Origin of the sequence: Erythrobacter fulvus, assembly GCF_028595285.1 — a bacterium.
GTDB classification, from domain to species: Bacteria; Pseudomonadota; Alphaproteobacteria; order Sphingomonadales; family Sphingomonadaceae; genus Erythrobacter; species Erythrobacter fulvus.
In genome coordinates, this window is sequence record NZ_JAQQXQ010000003.1 from 1 (window position 1) to 15,940 (window position 15,940).

General features: G+C 60.3%; 14 protein-coding genes. 13 read left to right on the plus strand and 1 reads right to left on the minus strand.

Going from position 1 to position 15,940, the window contains the following annotated elements; genetic code table 11:
• The first annotated feature begins 294 nt into the window (after positions 1 to 294).
• A complete protein-coding gene (locus tag OIK40_RS04665; RefSeq protein ID WP_273676638.1) occupies positions 295 to 765 on the plus strand; it encodes a hypothetical protein in 471 nt (156 codons plus the stop codon).
• Between the two features lie 255 nt (positions 766 to 1,020).
• Here the strand turns inward: OIK40_RS04665 and OIK40_RS04670 are convergent, their stop codons facing one another.
• A complete protein-coding gene (locus tag OIK40_RS04670; protein WP_273676640.1) occupies positions 1,021 to 1,338 on the minus strand; it encodes a hypothetical protein in 318 nt (105 codons plus the stop codon).
• 500 nt (positions 1,339 to 1,838) lie between these two features.
• Between OIK40_RS04670 and OIK40_RS04675 the strand changes: the two genes are divergently transcribed.
• The 12 genes from OIK40_RS04675 to OIK40_RS04730 all read left to right on the plus strand — a co-directional run bounded on the left by OIK40_RS04675 (position 1,839) and on the right by OIK40_RS04730 (position 15,913).
• Positions 1,839 to 2,330, plus strand: a complete 492-nt coding sequence (locus OIK40_RS04675; RefSeq protein WP_273676978.1) for a PilZ domain-containing protein — start codon at positions 1,839 to 1,841, stop codon at positions 2,328 to 2,330.
• Positions 2,331 to 2,778: 448 nt separating this feature from the next.
• Positions 2,779 to 4,524, plus strand: coding sequence for a putative bifunctional diguanylate cyclase/phosphodiesterase (locus OIK40_RS04680; RefSeq protein ID WP_273676641.1), 1,746 nt, complete (start codon positions 2,779 to 2,781; stop codon positions 4,522 to 4,524).
• A gap of 569 nt (positions 4,525 to 5,093) precedes the next feature.
• Positions 5,094 to 7,475, plus strand: coding sequence for a xanthine dehydrogenase family protein molybdopterin-binding subunit (locus tag OIK40_RS04685; protein WP_273676642.1), 2,382 nt, complete (start codon positions 5,094 to 5,096; stop codon positions 7,473 to 7,475).
• Between the two features lie 15 nt (positions 7,476 to 7,490).
• Positions 7,491 to 7,946 (plus strand): (2Fe-2S)-binding protein, encoded by a 456-nt coding sequence (locus OIK40_RS04690; RefSeq protein WP_273676644.1) that lies wholly within the window; start codon positions 7,491 to 7,493, stop codon positions 7,944 to 7,946.
• Between the two features lie 409 nt (positions 7,947 to 8,355).
• Positions 8,356 to 8,931, plus strand: coding sequence for a VOC family protein (locus OIK40_RS04695; RefSeq protein WP_273676646.1), 576 nt, complete (start codon positions 8,356 to 8,358; stop codon positions 8,929 to 8,931).
• A complete protein-coding gene (locus tag OIK40_RS04700; protein WP_273676648.1) occupies positions 8,928 to 9,071 on the plus strand; it encodes a hypothetical protein in 144 nt (47 codons plus the stop codon). The genes OIK40_RS04695 and OIK40_RS04700 overlap by 4 nt, the downstream gene beginning before the upstream one ends.
• A complete protein-coding gene (locus tag OIK40_RS04705; protein ID WP_273676650.1) occupies positions 9,068 to 9,850 on the plus strand; it encodes an SDR family NAD(P)-dependent oxidoreductase in 783 nt (260 codons plus the stop codon). The genes OIK40_RS04700 and OIK40_RS04705 overlap by 4 nt, the downstream gene beginning before the upstream one ends.
• 101 nt (positions 9,851 to 9,951) lie before the next feature.
• Complete coding sequence (locus OIK40_RS04710) at positions 9,952 to 10,740, plus strand: GNAT family N-acetyltransferase (protein WP_273676651.1); 789 nt, start codon at positions 9,952 to 9,954, stop codon at positions 10,738 to 10,740.
• Complete coding sequence (locus OIK40_RS04715; protein WP_273676652.1) at positions 10,737 to 12,764, plus strand: SMP-30/gluconolactonase/LRE family protein; 2,028 nt, start codon at positions 10,737 to 10,739, stop codon at positions 12,762 to 12,764. Before OIK40_RS04710 ends, OIK40_RS04715 begins: the two co-directional genes overlap by 4 nt.
• Positions 12,765 to 12,846: 82 nt before the next feature.
• Positions 12,847 to 13,794 carry a sulfotransferase domain-containing protein gene (locus OIK40_RS04720; RefSeq protein ID WP_273676653.1) on the plus strand — a complete coding sequence of 316 codons (948 nt, stop codon included), beginning with the start codon at positions 12,847 to 12,849 and terminating at the stop codon, positions 13,792 to 13,794.
• Between the two features lie 137 nt (positions 13,795 to 13,931).
• Complete coding sequence (locus OIK40_RS04725) at positions 13,932 to 14,750, plus strand: sulfite exporter TauE/SafE family protein (RefSeq protein ID WP_273676655.1); 819 nt, start codon at positions 13,932 to 13,934, stop codon at positions 14,748 to 14,750.
• Between the two features lie 32 nt (positions 14,751 to 14,782).
• The gene (locus tag OIK40_RS04730; RefSeq protein ID WP_273676657.1) at positions 14,783 to 15,913 is read left to right on the plus strand and encodes a pyridoxal phosphate-dependent aminotransferase; all 1,131 of its coding nucleotides are present in this window, start codon (positions 14,783 to 14,785) and stop codon (positions 15,911 to 15,913) included.
• Positions 15,914 to 15,940: the final 27 nt, after the last annotated feature.

Sequence of the window (15,940 nt, forward strand, 5' to 3'; positions counted from 1 at the left end):
GCAACTTATGGAGTGTGCCGAACAAAACTGAAGGTTCGGCGCCACCTACAATCGGCGCCCAGTGTATCAAGCGCACGCCGTGGCCACGTCCCTCTTTATGACAGGCGACGGCGCCTTCCTTACAGCTGTAACCGCGCATTAAAATTTCATTTGCTGGAATTAGATCGATATATTTGCAAAAAAGTGAAGTGCGAATGAGGTTTTTTTACATAAAAAACATAAAAACGCCATAAATTCAATATAGTTGAGTTCAGAAGAAATAGTCGCAAGCCGTTCAAAGAAGCTCGAGATTTTATGTGCAAGCAAATTCAGAAGGATGAGATTTTCGACCATCAATCGGGAATTGATCCAGCAATTGTGAGCGAGGCTGACGGAAGCCTTTTTCAAGGCCTCCACCGGGCGTTAGCAATAGCTGAACAAGCACCAAAAGACTCGGAGTCGCTTAGCGCGCTTGCAGCTTTGGCTCTCGCCTGGCGAAGCAAGATTGATGCGATCTTCGAATTTGACGGATTCGCAGCCGCGCCGGCATGGGACATCATGCTCGGGCTCTACCAGGCTCACGTCAGCGGCATATCTCTCACACTCGCGGATGTCGTTAACCTATCGCCGTGTACAGAGCCGACAACGGCGCGCTGGATCTCGGCGCTTGAGAGCATGCAGCTGGTCGAGCGCCAGAAGCCGGCTCCTGGCTCTGCCGAACCTGTGATTTCCTTAGCCAACCAAGGCTTGCTCAAAACCGAAATGGCGCTGCACTTGCGTCTCTAGGCAGGAGATGGTTTGAGCTGCGCGTGCTTGGGATTTCGGCAATGCGCACTCACAATCTTACCCGCGTGCACGAATTCTGGCGATTATGTCTTGCTGTTTCAGCCTTCAAACCTGCCCCCAGTGTATGGGGGTGGGGCAGTGCTCATGCGACCCTCATGTGCTGCCCGAATTCGACAAATGAAAAAGCGCGCTACCTGCATGACGCGCCCTTTCGATGAACCATGGGGACCGCGAAAGCGCAGAACGGTCAGCTCACTATTCGGCTGCTTCGGCCATTTGTTCAAACCCAGGCGGGTGCATCTCCAACCAATCAGAGACAAGCAGCTCGAGCCGCTCACCAAGTGATCGTTCGGTTGCATCATCTCGGTTACGCCGGGCCATTTCCAACCTGCGAATGGCAACCGAAATCTGCTCGATCGTTGCAATGTCTTGTGAGGGCGCCCGCCGCGAACGCATTGTGTCCAAGGTTGAATATACTTTGCCCAGCATTCCAATTGGGATGGGTTCCGCGGCATTGAAATTGCTCAGCAATTCAAAAACACTATCATATTTTGAAGCCAGATCGTCATGCATGTTCATATACTCACCACGTACGGCGATTCAGTTCATCGCATCTGCCTTTGTAAATGAACTCAGTTAACGATTACTAAAGGCAGCGCCGAACGGTTGCTCCATAGGAAAACGACTATAGCGGCGGCTTAGTCAATCCCAAGCCCGACTGAACCCTGACGGGCCTCTTGTCGCATCGCCCGCAGCGTTAGCGACCGGCTCCAGTGCCCAACTTGGAGCAGTCACATAGCAAGGCCGCCTTGAAGGCTATTGCCCAAATTGCAGGACACGTCTGCGGCAAGCCCAACATATAATGACTTGGCGTCGGATTCTGGGCGTTCGCTGCTGAAGACGCGTAGGCGATGCTTGACCGGCTTCTCGCCTGTTACGGCATCTTTTCGGTTAAAGACGCGGGTCATCTTTTCGTTAGGGCCTTCCCCTAATGCGCCTTAGGGGCCCATCAACGCGCGTTCGCCGAGTGACAAATCAACACAGAGCGAGTCACGATGTCGATCCCCGCTATAATGATCTTAGAGAAGCCGGCTGAGCGCCGCCGAGAGGAGCGTTGGCGGGTATGCTTTGGAGCACGCCGGCTTGACGCTAGACCTCATGCGCAAGCGCTCACCGTAATTGACCTTTCCGCGTCCGGCCTTCTGATCAAGGTAGACCAGATATTGCCGGTCGGCACATGCATGATCGTCGAATTGCCCAATAGCGTTTCGAAGATATGCAGGACAGTCTGGAACAGTGGCAATTATCATGGTGCACAGTTTTCAGAGCCGCTCAGCACCGCCGAACTTGAAAGTTTGCTTTCGCCGCCGCCCACCATTTGGCCCTTGACCTTAGAACTGGACGAAGCGACCGATCTCGGCTCCCTTCCTCAGGAAGAGCCCGATCATGATGCAGATGACAATAGCGAGCCCCTTTCACAGACTGCCAGCGCTTGGCTCATTGCCGGTGCCACGGCCATCCTCTGGGCACTGCTTGGTTTTGGGGCGTGGGCAGCGGCAGCGTAGGATCGTTCGGTCTCAGTGTTAGGCTAACTCTAAGACAGTTTCGAAAGGCAAACTCCGTGCGGTCGCTAGAAGAGGCCAGTATCGGCAGGCAAATCTGCAATCCCTCGCGGCCGCCAATTTTTGGACAACGAAAGCTGCGCTTAACCCATTTACGGTAGTCTCGACTACGCTACCGGTAAACGACGAGCCAACCCATTAACGCATTTTTTGCTGCAACCGACCTACCGCTAGCCGCGTGTTTCAAGCGCTCTCATATCTCATTCCTGCTCAATCATCCTGCGAGCTCCGCGAGCAGGCGGTAACGAATTTCAGGAGCCTTCGACAGCAAATTCCCCTGCTCTACGCTGTGGCTCTTGTAAACCTTGTCGGTCTTCATGTTGCGACTGGGGGCGAAGAACTGGTTCTATTTTCGCCAGTCAGCCTTCTCACTGCCTTACTGTCGTGGAGAATGATTGTTTGGCTGTTTTTCCAGCGAGACTCCGATGATTTGGATGTAATTTCTGCCGAATTGGTCAAGATGGTGGCGCTGACCGTGCTTGTGTGCGTCGGTTTTTCGATTTGGACACAGGTGCTCATTTCCAAGCACCCTAACGAGACAATGGGGATTCTGTTGTTCACCATTTTGGCCGCGTTGGGCGCTGCCTACGGCCTCAGCAGTTTTCCGCGAGCTGCGATCTTGCCCCTCGCCATCCTGGGCCTTCCGATGGCGATCCGACTCCTATTTATGAGCAACGCAACAACCAGCGGGATCGGCATCAGCCTGTTGCTGGTGATCTTATTGCTGATGCGCCTGCTGCACACCCATAGCCTAGCATTATCGGAGCTGGTGACCAGCAGGCTGGCTGTTGCAAAGGAGCATAATCGCGCGATTTCTGCAGAGGTTGCTGCCCTTAAAAGAGCCGACCAAGATGCGCTAACCGGACTGGCAAACCGCGCAAAAATTTTCCGCGAAATGCAATCCCATATGTCTCAAGGGCCGTCATCAGGGGGAGGCAGCGTTGTCGCAATCTGCGATCTCGACGGCTTTAAGGCTGCCAACGACACGTTCGGTCATGCCGCCGGAGATGCGATCCTCCAGGCTTTTGCGACACGTTTGTCAGAGGCGTTCAGCGACAAGGCCATTGTTGCGCGGACTGGTGGCGATGAGTTTGCCGTATTCTGGCGCGACGGCTTGGCCAAGCAGGAAATCGCCGAGATAGGATACAAGATTTGCGCCATGGCCAGCACTCCGATCGAGTGGGAGGGTAAAAGCCTGAATATCGGGGCCTCTTGCGGCATGACTGAGGCGGGTCCGATTTGCTCTTCGGTGAGCGAATTTCTCCGTCAGGCAGATTCGGCACTGTATCGCGCGAAGGCATCAGGAAGAGGTGTTTGGCGGCTATACGACCGAAAGATGCTTGCCTTGGACAAGCACCGTGCAGCGCTAGAAAAAATGCTCGTGGATCGCAAGGCGCAAATGGAGATGACTGTCCAGTTCCAGCCAATCATTTGCCTAGCATCAGGGCAAGTGGTGTGTTGTGAAGCCTTGGCGCGATGGAACAACGAGGAACTGGGCATCATCCCTCCTTGTGACTTCATTTCCGTTGCAGAGCAGCTCGGTGTCATTGAGGGCCTCAACGAAGTCTTGCTGCAAAAGGCCATAACCGCTGTAAGGCCATGGCCATCGGAGTTGAGGCTTTCGTTCAATCTGAGCGCCATACAAGTCAGTCAGGAGGGCTCTGCTGCCAGATTATTGGACCTGCTAGAGAAAAGCAGTTTCTCTCCGTATTCAGTTCAATTTGAGGTAACCGAAACCGCTTTTCTTGCTGATACGGCACGGGCACGGCGTGAATTACAGAAGCTAAAGGACGCCGGCTGCATAATTGCGTTGGATGATTTTGGTGCTGGCTATGCGTCAGTTTCATATCTGCGCGACTTGGTGTTTGATGTGGTTAAGCTCGACGGTTCCCTCACAACCGATATTCAACATTGCGAACGTTCCCGTCGCATCCTTCTTGGACTGATTGAACTTTGCCATGCCAGCGGCGCTAAATGTGTCGCAGAGCACGTCGAAACCAAAGAGCAGTTGTCCCTGATACGGGCCATGGGGTGCGATTTCGCGCAAGGTTACCACGTCGGGCGCCCGGCGTCTGGAATAACCATCTTTGGAATGGCTCCCGATTGCACGGCTCTGCCCACGCGGCAGGCCGGGTAACCTTCGGTCGGCGACTGCTGTGTCGCGAAAACAAACTGTAGATGCAAGTTTGAGAAAGAAACCGGTCAGATTCTTGAGTGTGGCGGCAATGAAGGGCGAAACCCGAACGACGACCATTGCGGAAGGAACCCCGTGATAGCCGCCGTGCGCAACACGACGCTCGTAATGTCGTCTTCTGGTAAAGCCGGTCATACACCATACCATTTGTGAAGGGCAGCAAAGTCCCAGATCCAGTCGTTGATCACCTTTGCACATTTGCCCGCTTTCAAGCGATCATGAGGTGGTTCGCAGAGACCGAAATGAGAGCGCAAAGCTGCCATGAGTGAGAGACCTTTCACGTTCCGACTGTGAGCACCGCCAGCCACCTGCCGCACATTTCGCTGCTTGCAGCGCCTGCGCCAATGGCCGCACCTGCGAGATGACTCGCTATCGAAATGCCCCGAGCGCCCCTTGGGCTGGCGCGATCATCGCTGGGGTATTCGCCTAAGCACGGTTGCCACTTCGTCCAACCTGCATCAATGTCCTTCGACCGGATGCGAGGGGAAGCTCCGGATAAAGGAGAACCGGCGATGTTGATGCGCGATCTCGGGATCATTCCAGCACGAAAGGCCGATTCGGCGGGCGAGGAGCCGAGCCCGATCGTCAATTTGAGCCGACGCGCCTTCGTCGGCGGAGCGGGTCTATTTGTGCTCGGCGTGACGCTGGCGGGCTGTTCCAGCTATGTCGAACCCGAAATCGATGCCGACGCTTTCAATTTGCCCGAGCCCGGCGCGAGCCCGCTGACGGACGTCAAGGGCGGCGATGCGACCCCTGCCCTCTGGATCGCGATCGAGCGCGACGGCACGGTGAAGATCACCTGCCACCGCTCGGAAATGGGCCAGCAAACCTGGACGGCGATGGCGCAGATCGTCGCCGACGAGCTTGAGGCCGACTGGGACAAGGTCGAGATTGTCCAGGCCGAAGGGCATGAGCGTTACGGTGACCAGAACACCGACGGTTCGCGTTCCGTGCGCTTCAATTTCCACCGCCTGCGTGTGGCAGGCGCGGCGATGCGCCAGATGCTGGTCGCCGCAGCGGCGCTTTACTGGAAACTTCCGGCCGAACAATGTTCCGCCACGGGCGGGATCGTCAGCAACACGCAGAATGACGAGACGCTGTCCTACGGCAATCTCGCCGAACTCGCCGGCAAGCTCGAAATCCCGGCTGAAGCCGACATCACGCTCAAGACCCCGAAGGAATGGCGCTACATCAATGCCGAGATTCCCTCGCTGACAGTGCCGCGCATCGTCAGGGGCGAAGGCACATTCGGGATCGACGTCAATCGGCCCGGCATGGTCTACGCGGTCATCGCCCGCCCGCCGCAGCTGTTCGGGCGGGTGGCGAGCTTCGATGATGAAAAGGCAGTCGCGGTCCCGGGTGTAATCGGCACCGTTCGCTTGCCCGATGCCAAGCCGCCCGCGCTGTTCCAGCCGCTCGGCGGCGTCGCTGTGGTGGCGCGCGACACGTGGGCCGCGATCGAAGGACGCCGCGCGCTCCAGATTGCTTGGGCGACCGGACCCAATGCGGGCTATGATTCCGATAGTTATGCCGAACAGCTCAAGGCCACAGCCCGCCGCAGCGGCAAGGTGCGCCGGACGCGCGGCGATGTCCCGGCGGCGCTGGCAGCGGCAAAGACACGGGTCTCGGCCGAATATTACGCCCCGCATCTGGGCCAGACACCGATGGAGCCTCCCAGTGCGACCGCCGAATGGGACGGCGACCGGCTCGAATGCTGGGCATGCGTGCAGGATCCGCAGAGCACGCGGGCAACCCTCGCCGAGGCGCTCGGCATCGACAAGGAGAACATCAAGGTCACTCCCACCTGGCTGGGCGGGGCCTTCGGGCGCAAGTCGAAGCCCGACTTCGTGGTCGAGGCGGCGCTGATCGCGCGCGAGGTGGGAAAGCCTGTCAAGGTGACCTGGACCCGCGAGGACGATATCCAGCACGGTTATTACCACTCCGTCAGCGCGCAATATTGCGAAGGCGGTCTCGACGCGGACGGCAAGTGCACCGCGTGGCTGCACCGCACCGTCTTCCCGCCGATCTCCTCGACCTTCGACAATACGGTGAACGAGCCGAGCGATGGCGAGATGGGCATGGGGGCAACCGATGTGCCGTTCGCAACGCCCAATCTCAGAGTCGAATCCGGCGATGCCAAAGGCCATGTGCGGATCGGCTGGCTGCGTTCGGTTGCCAATATCTACCACGCCTTTGCGGTGCAGAGTTTCGCCGCCGAGCTCGCCCATGCGGCCGGGCGCGACCAGAAGGACTATTTGCTCGAACTGATCGGGCCGCCGCGCAAGATCGACCCTGAAACCGAAGGCGCGAAATACGGCAATTACGGTGCCTCGCTCGATGAATATCCGATCGATACGGGCCGCTTGCGGAACGTCGTCGAAAAGGCCGCGGCAATGGCCGAATGGGGACGAAAACTGCCCGCCGGGCGCGGCCTCGGGATCGCGGTCCACCGCTCGTTCCTCAGCTACATTGCCACGGTGATCGAAGTCGCGGTGCGGCCCGACGGCAGCCTCGCCATTCCCGGCATATGGCTGGCGGTGGATGCCGGCACCGTGGTCAATCCGCGTCATGTCCGCGCGCAGATGGAAGGCGGCACGATCTACGCGTTGTCGAACGCGCTCTATGGCGCGATCACGGCGAAGGATGGCGCGATTGTGCAGGACAATTTCCCCAGCTGGCGTCTGATGCGGATGAGCGAGGCCCCGCGCGCGTTCGAGGTGGAGATCATCGCTTCCGACGCGCCGCCAGGCGGGGTTGGCGAGCCTGCCTCGCCGCCCGCAGCGCCGGCGCTTGCCAATGCCATTTTCGCCGCCACCGGACACCGCCTGCGCACCCTGCCGTTGATCGGGGCAGAGGGAAGCAAGCTCAAGCTGCCTGCAAAGCAAAGCGCGTAGAACAAGGAAGCGAACATGGCCATTACCCTCAAGATCAACGGGAAATCGGAAACCGTCGACGCCGCCCCCGGCACGCCGCTATTGTGGGTGCTGCGCGATCATCTGCAGATGACAGGAACGAAATTCGGTTGCGGTGTCGCCCAATGCGGGGCCTGCACCGTTCATGTCGACGGCGAACCGACCCGCGCCTGTGTCACTCCGCATGATGCGCTCGAAGGGGCGGATATCACCACCATCGAGGGCGTTTCAGGCGACGCTGCCGACGCTATCCGCAAGGCATGGGTAGCCAATGACGTGCCCCAATGCGGCTATTGCCAGTCCGGCCAGATCATGGCGGCGGCCGCGCTGCTGCGCGACAATCCGGCCCCCGACGATGCTGCGATCGACAAGGCGATGAGCGGTAATCTGTGCCGGTGTGCCACCTACATGAGCATCCGTCGCGCGATCAAGGAAGCCGCCTCGATGGTCTGACGGTGCCTATCTAGGCATAGCCGTTTTCGCCGACGAGATCGGCCGTGCTGTTGGTGAAGACGCCACCGCTGGCCCGAACTTGCGGAGCATGATTCGCGCGTGGCCTGAAGGCACAGGGATTGACGCTTTTTTGACGGTCGGCGCGGTTGACCGAACGGCCTGCGCGCGGGCACTTTACCCCTATTAGAGGCAGCTGAATTCGAACCGCTTCCCAGCGTGTCGGCTCCAAGGGCTGACGCGTGACATGACTTGTGCCCGCGTTTCCGGGGAGCGGTCGTTGATGGCGCTCCGGGAATACAAGCCGCGCTTTGGGAGCAGCGCAGTGAGAACTCCGGCGGGCGGGGATGCGACCTGCTCGCTTGCCGGAGTTCGTCCAAACAATCGGGTCGGGGGACAATGACGTATGACAATGCCAAAACCCAAGCTTGTTCATGTGGTCTACCGCACGCGCCAGCTTGAAGCGATGCTGCGGTGGTATGCCACCGTGTTCGATGCGAGGATTGTCTACCGCAATCCAGCGCTCGCCTTTCTCACGTTCGACGATGAACACCATCGCTTCGCTTTCGCCGATCTCGCGGTGATTGCGCCCGATGGCGAGAATACGGCGCAGGCGCCGGTCGGGGTTGATCATATCGCCTACGAAGTGCCCTCTCTTTCCGCTTTGCTCGCCAGCTGGGAGAGCCTCAAGGACGAAGGCATCGAACCCTATTGGTGCGTCAATCACGGGATGAGCGCTTCGCTCTATTATGCCGATCCTGACGGCAACCAGATCGAGTTTTCGGTCGACTGCTTTGCGAGCAAGGCCGAATGTACAGACTACTTCCAGGGCGATGCGATCGGCGCCAACCCGGTCGGCATCGAATATGATCCCGCCGACTGGCTTGCCCGGATACGTGCCGGGGCGAGCGAAGCGGAATTGCTGGCGATCGATCCTGCCGCTCCGGTCTCTCCCATCCGTGGGCGGCTCGAGGCGCTGGCTGTATGACCGCAGAGGCGGTCGGGATGGGGCAGGAGCGCCGGATCGACCGCTGGTTCACCGGAGGTCTCGTGGTGATTGAAGTTGTCTATGCAATCGCCTGGTGGGCCGCGAATGTTGAGCACAGCCTTGGGATTGCGATCATATGACCCAGCCTCGACCCAGTTTCGATCTTTCCGGCAAGGTTGCCGTCGTCACCGGTGGCAACCGCGGCATCGGCCGTGCCATCGCGCTGGGCCTTGCCCATGCCGGTGCTGCGGTGGCGATTCTGGCACGAAACGCGACCCGCAATGCTCAGGTCGAGGCCGAACTCGAACGGATCGGCCAACCTACCCATGCCGACATCCTGGATGTGACAGACCGCGCCACGCTCGCCCCCGCGATTGCCAATGTGGAGCGCGCGCTCGGCCCGATCGATATCCTCGTCAATAATGCCGGAAATACCGATATCAGCGGCGGCGTGCTTCAGCAGTCGGAGGAGGGTTGGGACAATGCGATTGCCACTCACCTCACGGCGACCTTACTATTGTCCAAGGCAGCGGCGGCATCGATGCAGCAGCGCGGGCGCGGCAAGATCATCAACCTTGCCAGCATGTATTCGATCTTCGGCGCGGGCGCTTTGCCGTCCTATGCCGCTGCGAAGGGCGCGATCGTCCAGCTGACCAAGTCGATGGCGATCGAACTCGCTCCGCATGGGATCCAGGTCAATGCCATTGCGCCGGGCTGGATCGCCACCGAAATGACGCAGGTTGCCCGCGATGATCCCGACTGGAGCGAATTCAACGCGATGTTGATGGCCCGCACCCCGGCCGGACGTTGGGGCGAGCCGGAGGAATGCGCGGGCGCGGCGGTCTTCCTTGCCAGCGCATCGGCTGATTTCGTTACGGGGGTCACCCTGCCGGTCGACGGCGGATATTCGATTTTCTGATGGCGCGCGCGATGGACCGGACTGGATTGGCCGTTGCCATGACGCTCGCAACTTTGACGCGGCTTTCTGTACGCGGAAATTGCGAAATAGAGGGATAAGGCATGTCTTCTTCGACGACCCCGGTCACTACGGACGTGGTAAGCACCTTTGTCGATGCATGGGGCTATATGACCGGGCAATATCCCGGCCATGTACACAGCAGTGATGCAGCGCTTGCCGTTACCCTGTCGCAAACCAATTGTTCGTTTCTGAACGTTATCTCGGTGGATCAACCGGTCCCCGACGCAGCGGTCCTGGAAACGGTGCTTGCCAAGGCGGCGCAGGCCCGTGCGCAATGTCCGCATGATGCCTTGCTGCTGGTTTGTCCCGAATGGCTTCCGGCCGGCGCAACTGACATTCTTGCGGCGAACGATCTTTCGTTCTTCATGAAAATGTGGGGGATGAGCGCCGACCGGCTGCTACCGCCGAGAAGGCCCGCCCCGGCACTGGATTTCCGGTTGATCACCGACGAAACTGCAGGGTTGGATCTCGGGATTATCAATGCGGCCGCTTACGGGGTTCCGTCCGAAACCATGGCCGTCACAGGAACGATCGCGCAGTGGTCGGGCCAGGCCTATGGCATTGTTGGTTACGAGGATGGCCGGGCTGTCACCTGCACGCTGAGCTTCGTGACGGACGAGATGATCTACATTGCCATGGTGGCAACCCTGCCGGGTCTTCATGGTCGCGGCTATGCCGAGGCAGCCATGCGCCGTGCTATTGCCGAGGCGCAGGATGCCGGAGGCGAACGGCGCCTGTGGCTGCACGCGACCGAAATGGGCCGGCCGGTTTACAAGGCGATGGGCTTTGCCGACGGTGCATTGCTCGAATTGTACGGATTTGATGCATGAGCGCATCACTGACAGGCGGGGCCGCCGCATTGCCCGTGAAACGTGAGCGCATGCAATGCGAAGGATTTTATCGCCGGCTTGATACTGGCCGCCGATGGCGGCTTGCCGGTGGCGTGATCGCCGTCCTCGCAGCCTTATCATCCCTGCCTGCGGGCGCGACCACGGATGAGACCGGGCCGCCCCCCTTGGTGCAGGTGGAGCGGTTTCCGGCAGATGGTGGGCTGACCCATGCCGAAGATGGCGTGGTGCTGCCTGATGGCCGGCTACTGGTCGGTGACTGGAAGCACGGACTGGTCACAATCGCACCGGACGGGACGATTGCACCCTTCGGGGATTTCGCCGCAGCCGGCTTCAGGACGAAGCCGGATCCTTTGTGGAACAGCCCCAATGGTATCGCGTGGGAGCCCGACGGGCGCCATGTGCTGGTCGCGGACATTACCGGCGGGCACATCTACCGGGTCGACACCGTGACCCAATCGGTGGCGCGCATTTACGACCATCCCTTCGGCGTCAACGCAGCTATCCGGGATTCTTCCGGTGCAATCTGGTTCACCCAATCGACCCGAAATGCGCCCGGCGCGGGGTCGGAATCGCGGATGTTCGCCGCCGCCGACAGGCCGATGGGCGACGGATCTGTCTGGCGGATTGCGCCGGACGAGGTGGGCAAACCCGTTCCGCGTGCGGTCAAACTGGTGGACCGGCTAGACTTCGCCAATGGCATAGCCCTCGATGCCCAACGCGGGCGGCTCTATGTTGCGGAAATCGTTGCCAGCCGCGTCCTGAGCTTCGCGGTCGATTCGGCAAGCGGCACACTCGGCGACCGGCGCGTGCTTGCCCGCGTGACCACGCCCGACAATCTGGAACTGGCGGCGGACGGCATGCTTTGGGCGGCTAGCCCCTTTGCCAATGCGATCTACCGGATCGATCCCGATAGCGGCGCGGTTGGCACGGTGTTCAATCCCGATCCCGCCAAGAGCGCCCGGATGGTCGCCGAACTCGAGCGCCGGCAGGCCGCGGGCGAGCCGCTGCTGCCACTGCTTTCGCCCGAATTATGGGCGCCAATGCCGGGGCTTGTCACGGGAGTGATCCTGCCGTCCGGGACGGGGCCAGCCTATGTCTCGGGGCTCGGCGATGCGCTGGTCCAACTGGAGGGCGCTCCAGGGCTCGATAATGCCGACGTCGAGGCTGCCAGGAGAGATATTCAGCGGACTATCGACACGGTCTACGCCGCTATTTCCGGGCCTGCCGGATCTTCCCGCGACTGGAACGCTTTCCGCAGCATGTTCAGCGAGGGTGCGCGCCTCTTCACGATCACCAGGGAGGGCATGCGCGGCGGCGGTGTAGAGGACTATATCGCGCTCAGCGACAAGGCGTTGGTCAGTTACGGCTTTCGCGAGGAAGAACTGATCAACCGCATCGATGTGTACGGCAAGCTTGCGCAGGCTTGGTCAAGCTATGAAGGGCACTTTGTAAGAGACGGGGAACCTGGCCGCGTGCGCGGGATCAACGGCTTTCAGTTGCAACAGCACGCCGATGTACGATGGCGCGTGCACTCGCTGCTCTGGCAGCAGGAGAATGCTGAATTTCCGTTGCCTGACTCCATGGCGGGCAACAGGCGCCAGCTTGACGCGTCAGCAAGCGTGGAAGCCCCGAAGGCCGATCGGGAAATCGAAGAGGTGCTTGAACACCGCACCCGCGTGATCCTCGAAGGAATTCGTTCGGATGACGTATCCGGGATCATGGCGCTCTACGCCCCCGGCGCGCTCTATGCGGCGGACAGTTCGACGCTGCTTTCCAAGCCCGAGGCAATTGAAGCCTTCTGGGTCGAGGTCGCGGCCAGCGATGCGCAGGATGCCACGCTTGACGTGTTGCGCATCGAACAGCTCGCGCCCGATGCCTTTGTCGAGATCCAGAAATACGCCGTATTCAACGCGAGCGGAGAGCGCCTGTTCGGCGGCTACGCATCGCTGTTGTGGCGCAAGATCGGGGGCCGCTGGCTGATCGCCGCGGACGTATCCAATTGAGCGGCGTGCCTTTGCCGCTTACCAGCCAAACCGTCAAACGCCCGGCGGTCATCTTCCCGCGTTGAAGGAGTATCCCCTAGCCATGCTGATCCGCCCGGCCCAGAAGACCGTCCGCACGTGGCATACCGACACAAGCATCTGGGATGACTTTGCCTTTCGGGCCGGTGACATCATGGTCGTCACCCCGCCCAAGACGGGGACCACGTGGACCCAGCGTATCGTCGATATGCTGCTCCACCAGTCATCCGCGCCGCGCCAGATCATGGATGAGCATCCCTGGCTCGATGCGCGCTTTGTCCCGCAACAGGAGATTGCGGCAGGACTTGCCACCCGGACCAGCCGACGTTCCCTTAAATCGCATTCGCCCCTGACCGCGCTGCCGCTGCATGACGATGTGCTCTACATCAATGTCGCACGCGATCCGCGCGACGCGGTGATGTCGTACTTCAACCACTGCACCAATTTCGCCGATGAGTTGCTGGCGGGGCTTGACCAGATCGGGATGGACGACCCGATGATCGCCGCCCCCTATCCGCGTGCGCCGGGTGACCCTCGCGCCTTCTTCCGCCGCTGGTTACGCGATCCGCAATTTGGGCCGTTCGACGATTTCACCATGGCCGAATTCTTCGAACTGGAGCGCAGTTTCTGGGAGGAGCGCGAGCGGCCCAACATCCTCATGGTCCACTACAACGACCTCAAGGCCGATCGCGACGGTGAGATGCGCCGGATCGCGCAATTCTGCGGTATCACAACGCCGGAGCCGCTGTGGGACGAGCTTGTCGCCGCGGCAGGCTTCGACGCCATGAAACGCGACGGAGCGAACATGCTCGGCATGGCTGACATGGCGTTCAAGGGTGGCGCGGATACTTTTCTGCACAAGGGCACCAATGGCCGCTGGGCGTCGGTTCTGACGGAAGATGACCTCGCCGATTACGCAGCCGCCCTGCGTTCGCAGATACCCGAAGGCCTCGCGGCGTGGCTGGAGGGCGGGCGGCTTGAAGCTGGCGATCCCACGCCGAAAAATGCGTAGGTACGGTGCATGGGAAGGCAGGACCGCTAGCGTCATGTGATTGAGCAAGAAGGCGGCGGCAATATGCGTCATTTACCCCATGCTGCGGTACGACAAATTGCTTGGAGATGGAGGCGGCGAGCCTATTCTCCTGACCGATGAATACGCTTGTTCCGCTCGCGCTGGCGCTCCCGGCACTGCTGATGGCCGGTGCTGCTGCCGGCTTTGCTGGCGGTCTCTTTGGGATCGGCGGAGGCTTCGTAGTCGTCCCGGCGTTGATGTTCCTGCTACCGATGCTCGGCGTTGCGCCCGATCATATCGCGCATGTCGCTGTCGGAACGTCGCTTGCGACGATCATCTTCACCTCGATCCGTTCGACCAGCAGCCATGCGCGGCGCGGGTCGGTTGATTTCGACCTGCTCAAAGGCTGGGCAGTATGGGTGGTGTTGGGTACGGCGATCGGCACGGTCTTCGCCGATCTTGTTTCAGGCGCGCTTCTGGCTGTGATCTTCGGGACCGGAGTGCTCGCCTTTGCGGTCTATTTCCTGCTTCCTGCGCGGCAGGGAGAGCCGCTGTTCGCCGCTCTGCCCTCGGGCTTGCCGCGTGTCGGCATCGCCAGCGCACTGGGCGCATTTTCAACCTTGCTCGGGATCGGCGGGGGCACCCTGACGACCTTGACAATGACGGTCTGCGGCACACCGATCCACCGCGCCATTGGCACTGCCGCCGGCATGGGCGCCGTCATCGCTATCCCGGCAACTATCGGCTTTGTCCTCATCGGACTTGGCGAGAGCGGGCTCGGTTGGGGCGCGCTCGGCTACGTTCATCTGCCCGCCGCCGTGGTTCTGATCGCCACGTCGGTGGCGTTCGCGCCGTTGGGCGTCGCGGCTGCGCATATGCTTTCGCCAGCGATCCTGCGCCGGGTTTTTGGCCTCTACCTGACTTTCATAGGCGTCTTGATGATCGCCAAATTCTGACCACTAGCCACGCTGACCAGAAGGAATTGACCATGCCGACCAGCCGCCGATCCTTTCTTGCCGGTGCCACTCTTGCGGGCGGGTTCGGTGCCATGCCGATCGCCGGACTTGGTGCTTCCACGACTGCCGCGCCTGCCGTGCCCGATTTCGGACCGAAGGCTGGTCAGGCTCTGTTGAGCCGCAATGAAAACCCCTATGGCCCGGCGCCGTCGGCGCTGCGCGCGATTACCGAAACCGCGAAGATGGGCTGCTATTACGCCGATCGCGGCCTCGATCGCCTGACTGCCATGATTGCAGAGCGGCACGGGGTCATGCCGTCACAGGTCGTTGTCGGGGAAGGGTCGACCGAGATTCTCTGCGCCATTTCGCTGGCCTGGGGACGCGAGGGTGCCATCCTTTGTCCGGATCTGTTCTGGGACACCACGGTGCTGTACGGGGAGCGTCAGGGCGTCACTTCGATCCGCGTTCCCTTGGCCGCGGACATGAGCGTTGATCTCGACGGCATGGCCCCCAAGGTGACTGACGGCGTGGCTCTGGTGCAGATCTGCAATCCCAACAACCCCACCGGCATGCTGATCCCGTCAGCGGCGCTGCGCGACTTCGCGGCAAAGGTCACCCCGCATGCGACGTTATTAGTGGACGAAGCCTATAACGAACTGACCGACCGGCCCGACGACAACTCAATGATCGATCTGGTGCGCAGCGGCGCAGATGTGATTGTGTGCCGCACCTTCTCGAAGATCTATGGCATGGCCGGCATGCGTGTAGGCTATGCCATTACCAGCGAGGCCAATGCACAGCGGATCAAGTCGCATCTTATGAGCTTCGGCGGCAATCTTTCGGGCTTGGCTGCAGCAATCGCCAGTTATAACGACACCCCGTTTCTGGACAGGTCGCGCGCAGCTGTGCTGGAAGGGCGCGCGATGATCCTTGATGCCGTAGCCAAGGCCGGGCTGACCGCGCTGCCATCACAGACCAATTTTGTTTTCGTGCAGGTGCCCGATGCCAATGCTCTGCGCGATTCAATGGCGGAGCGCGGTATCGCCATCAGAGGGGCATATGGCGCTTGGTCAGGCTATTCCCGGGTAAGCACGGGTAAGCTGGAGGATGTGGCGCGTTATGCCGCAGCCCTGCCCGAACTGGCAAAAAGGCTGTGGGCGTAATCATTAGCCGGCATCGGGCAGAGTGGT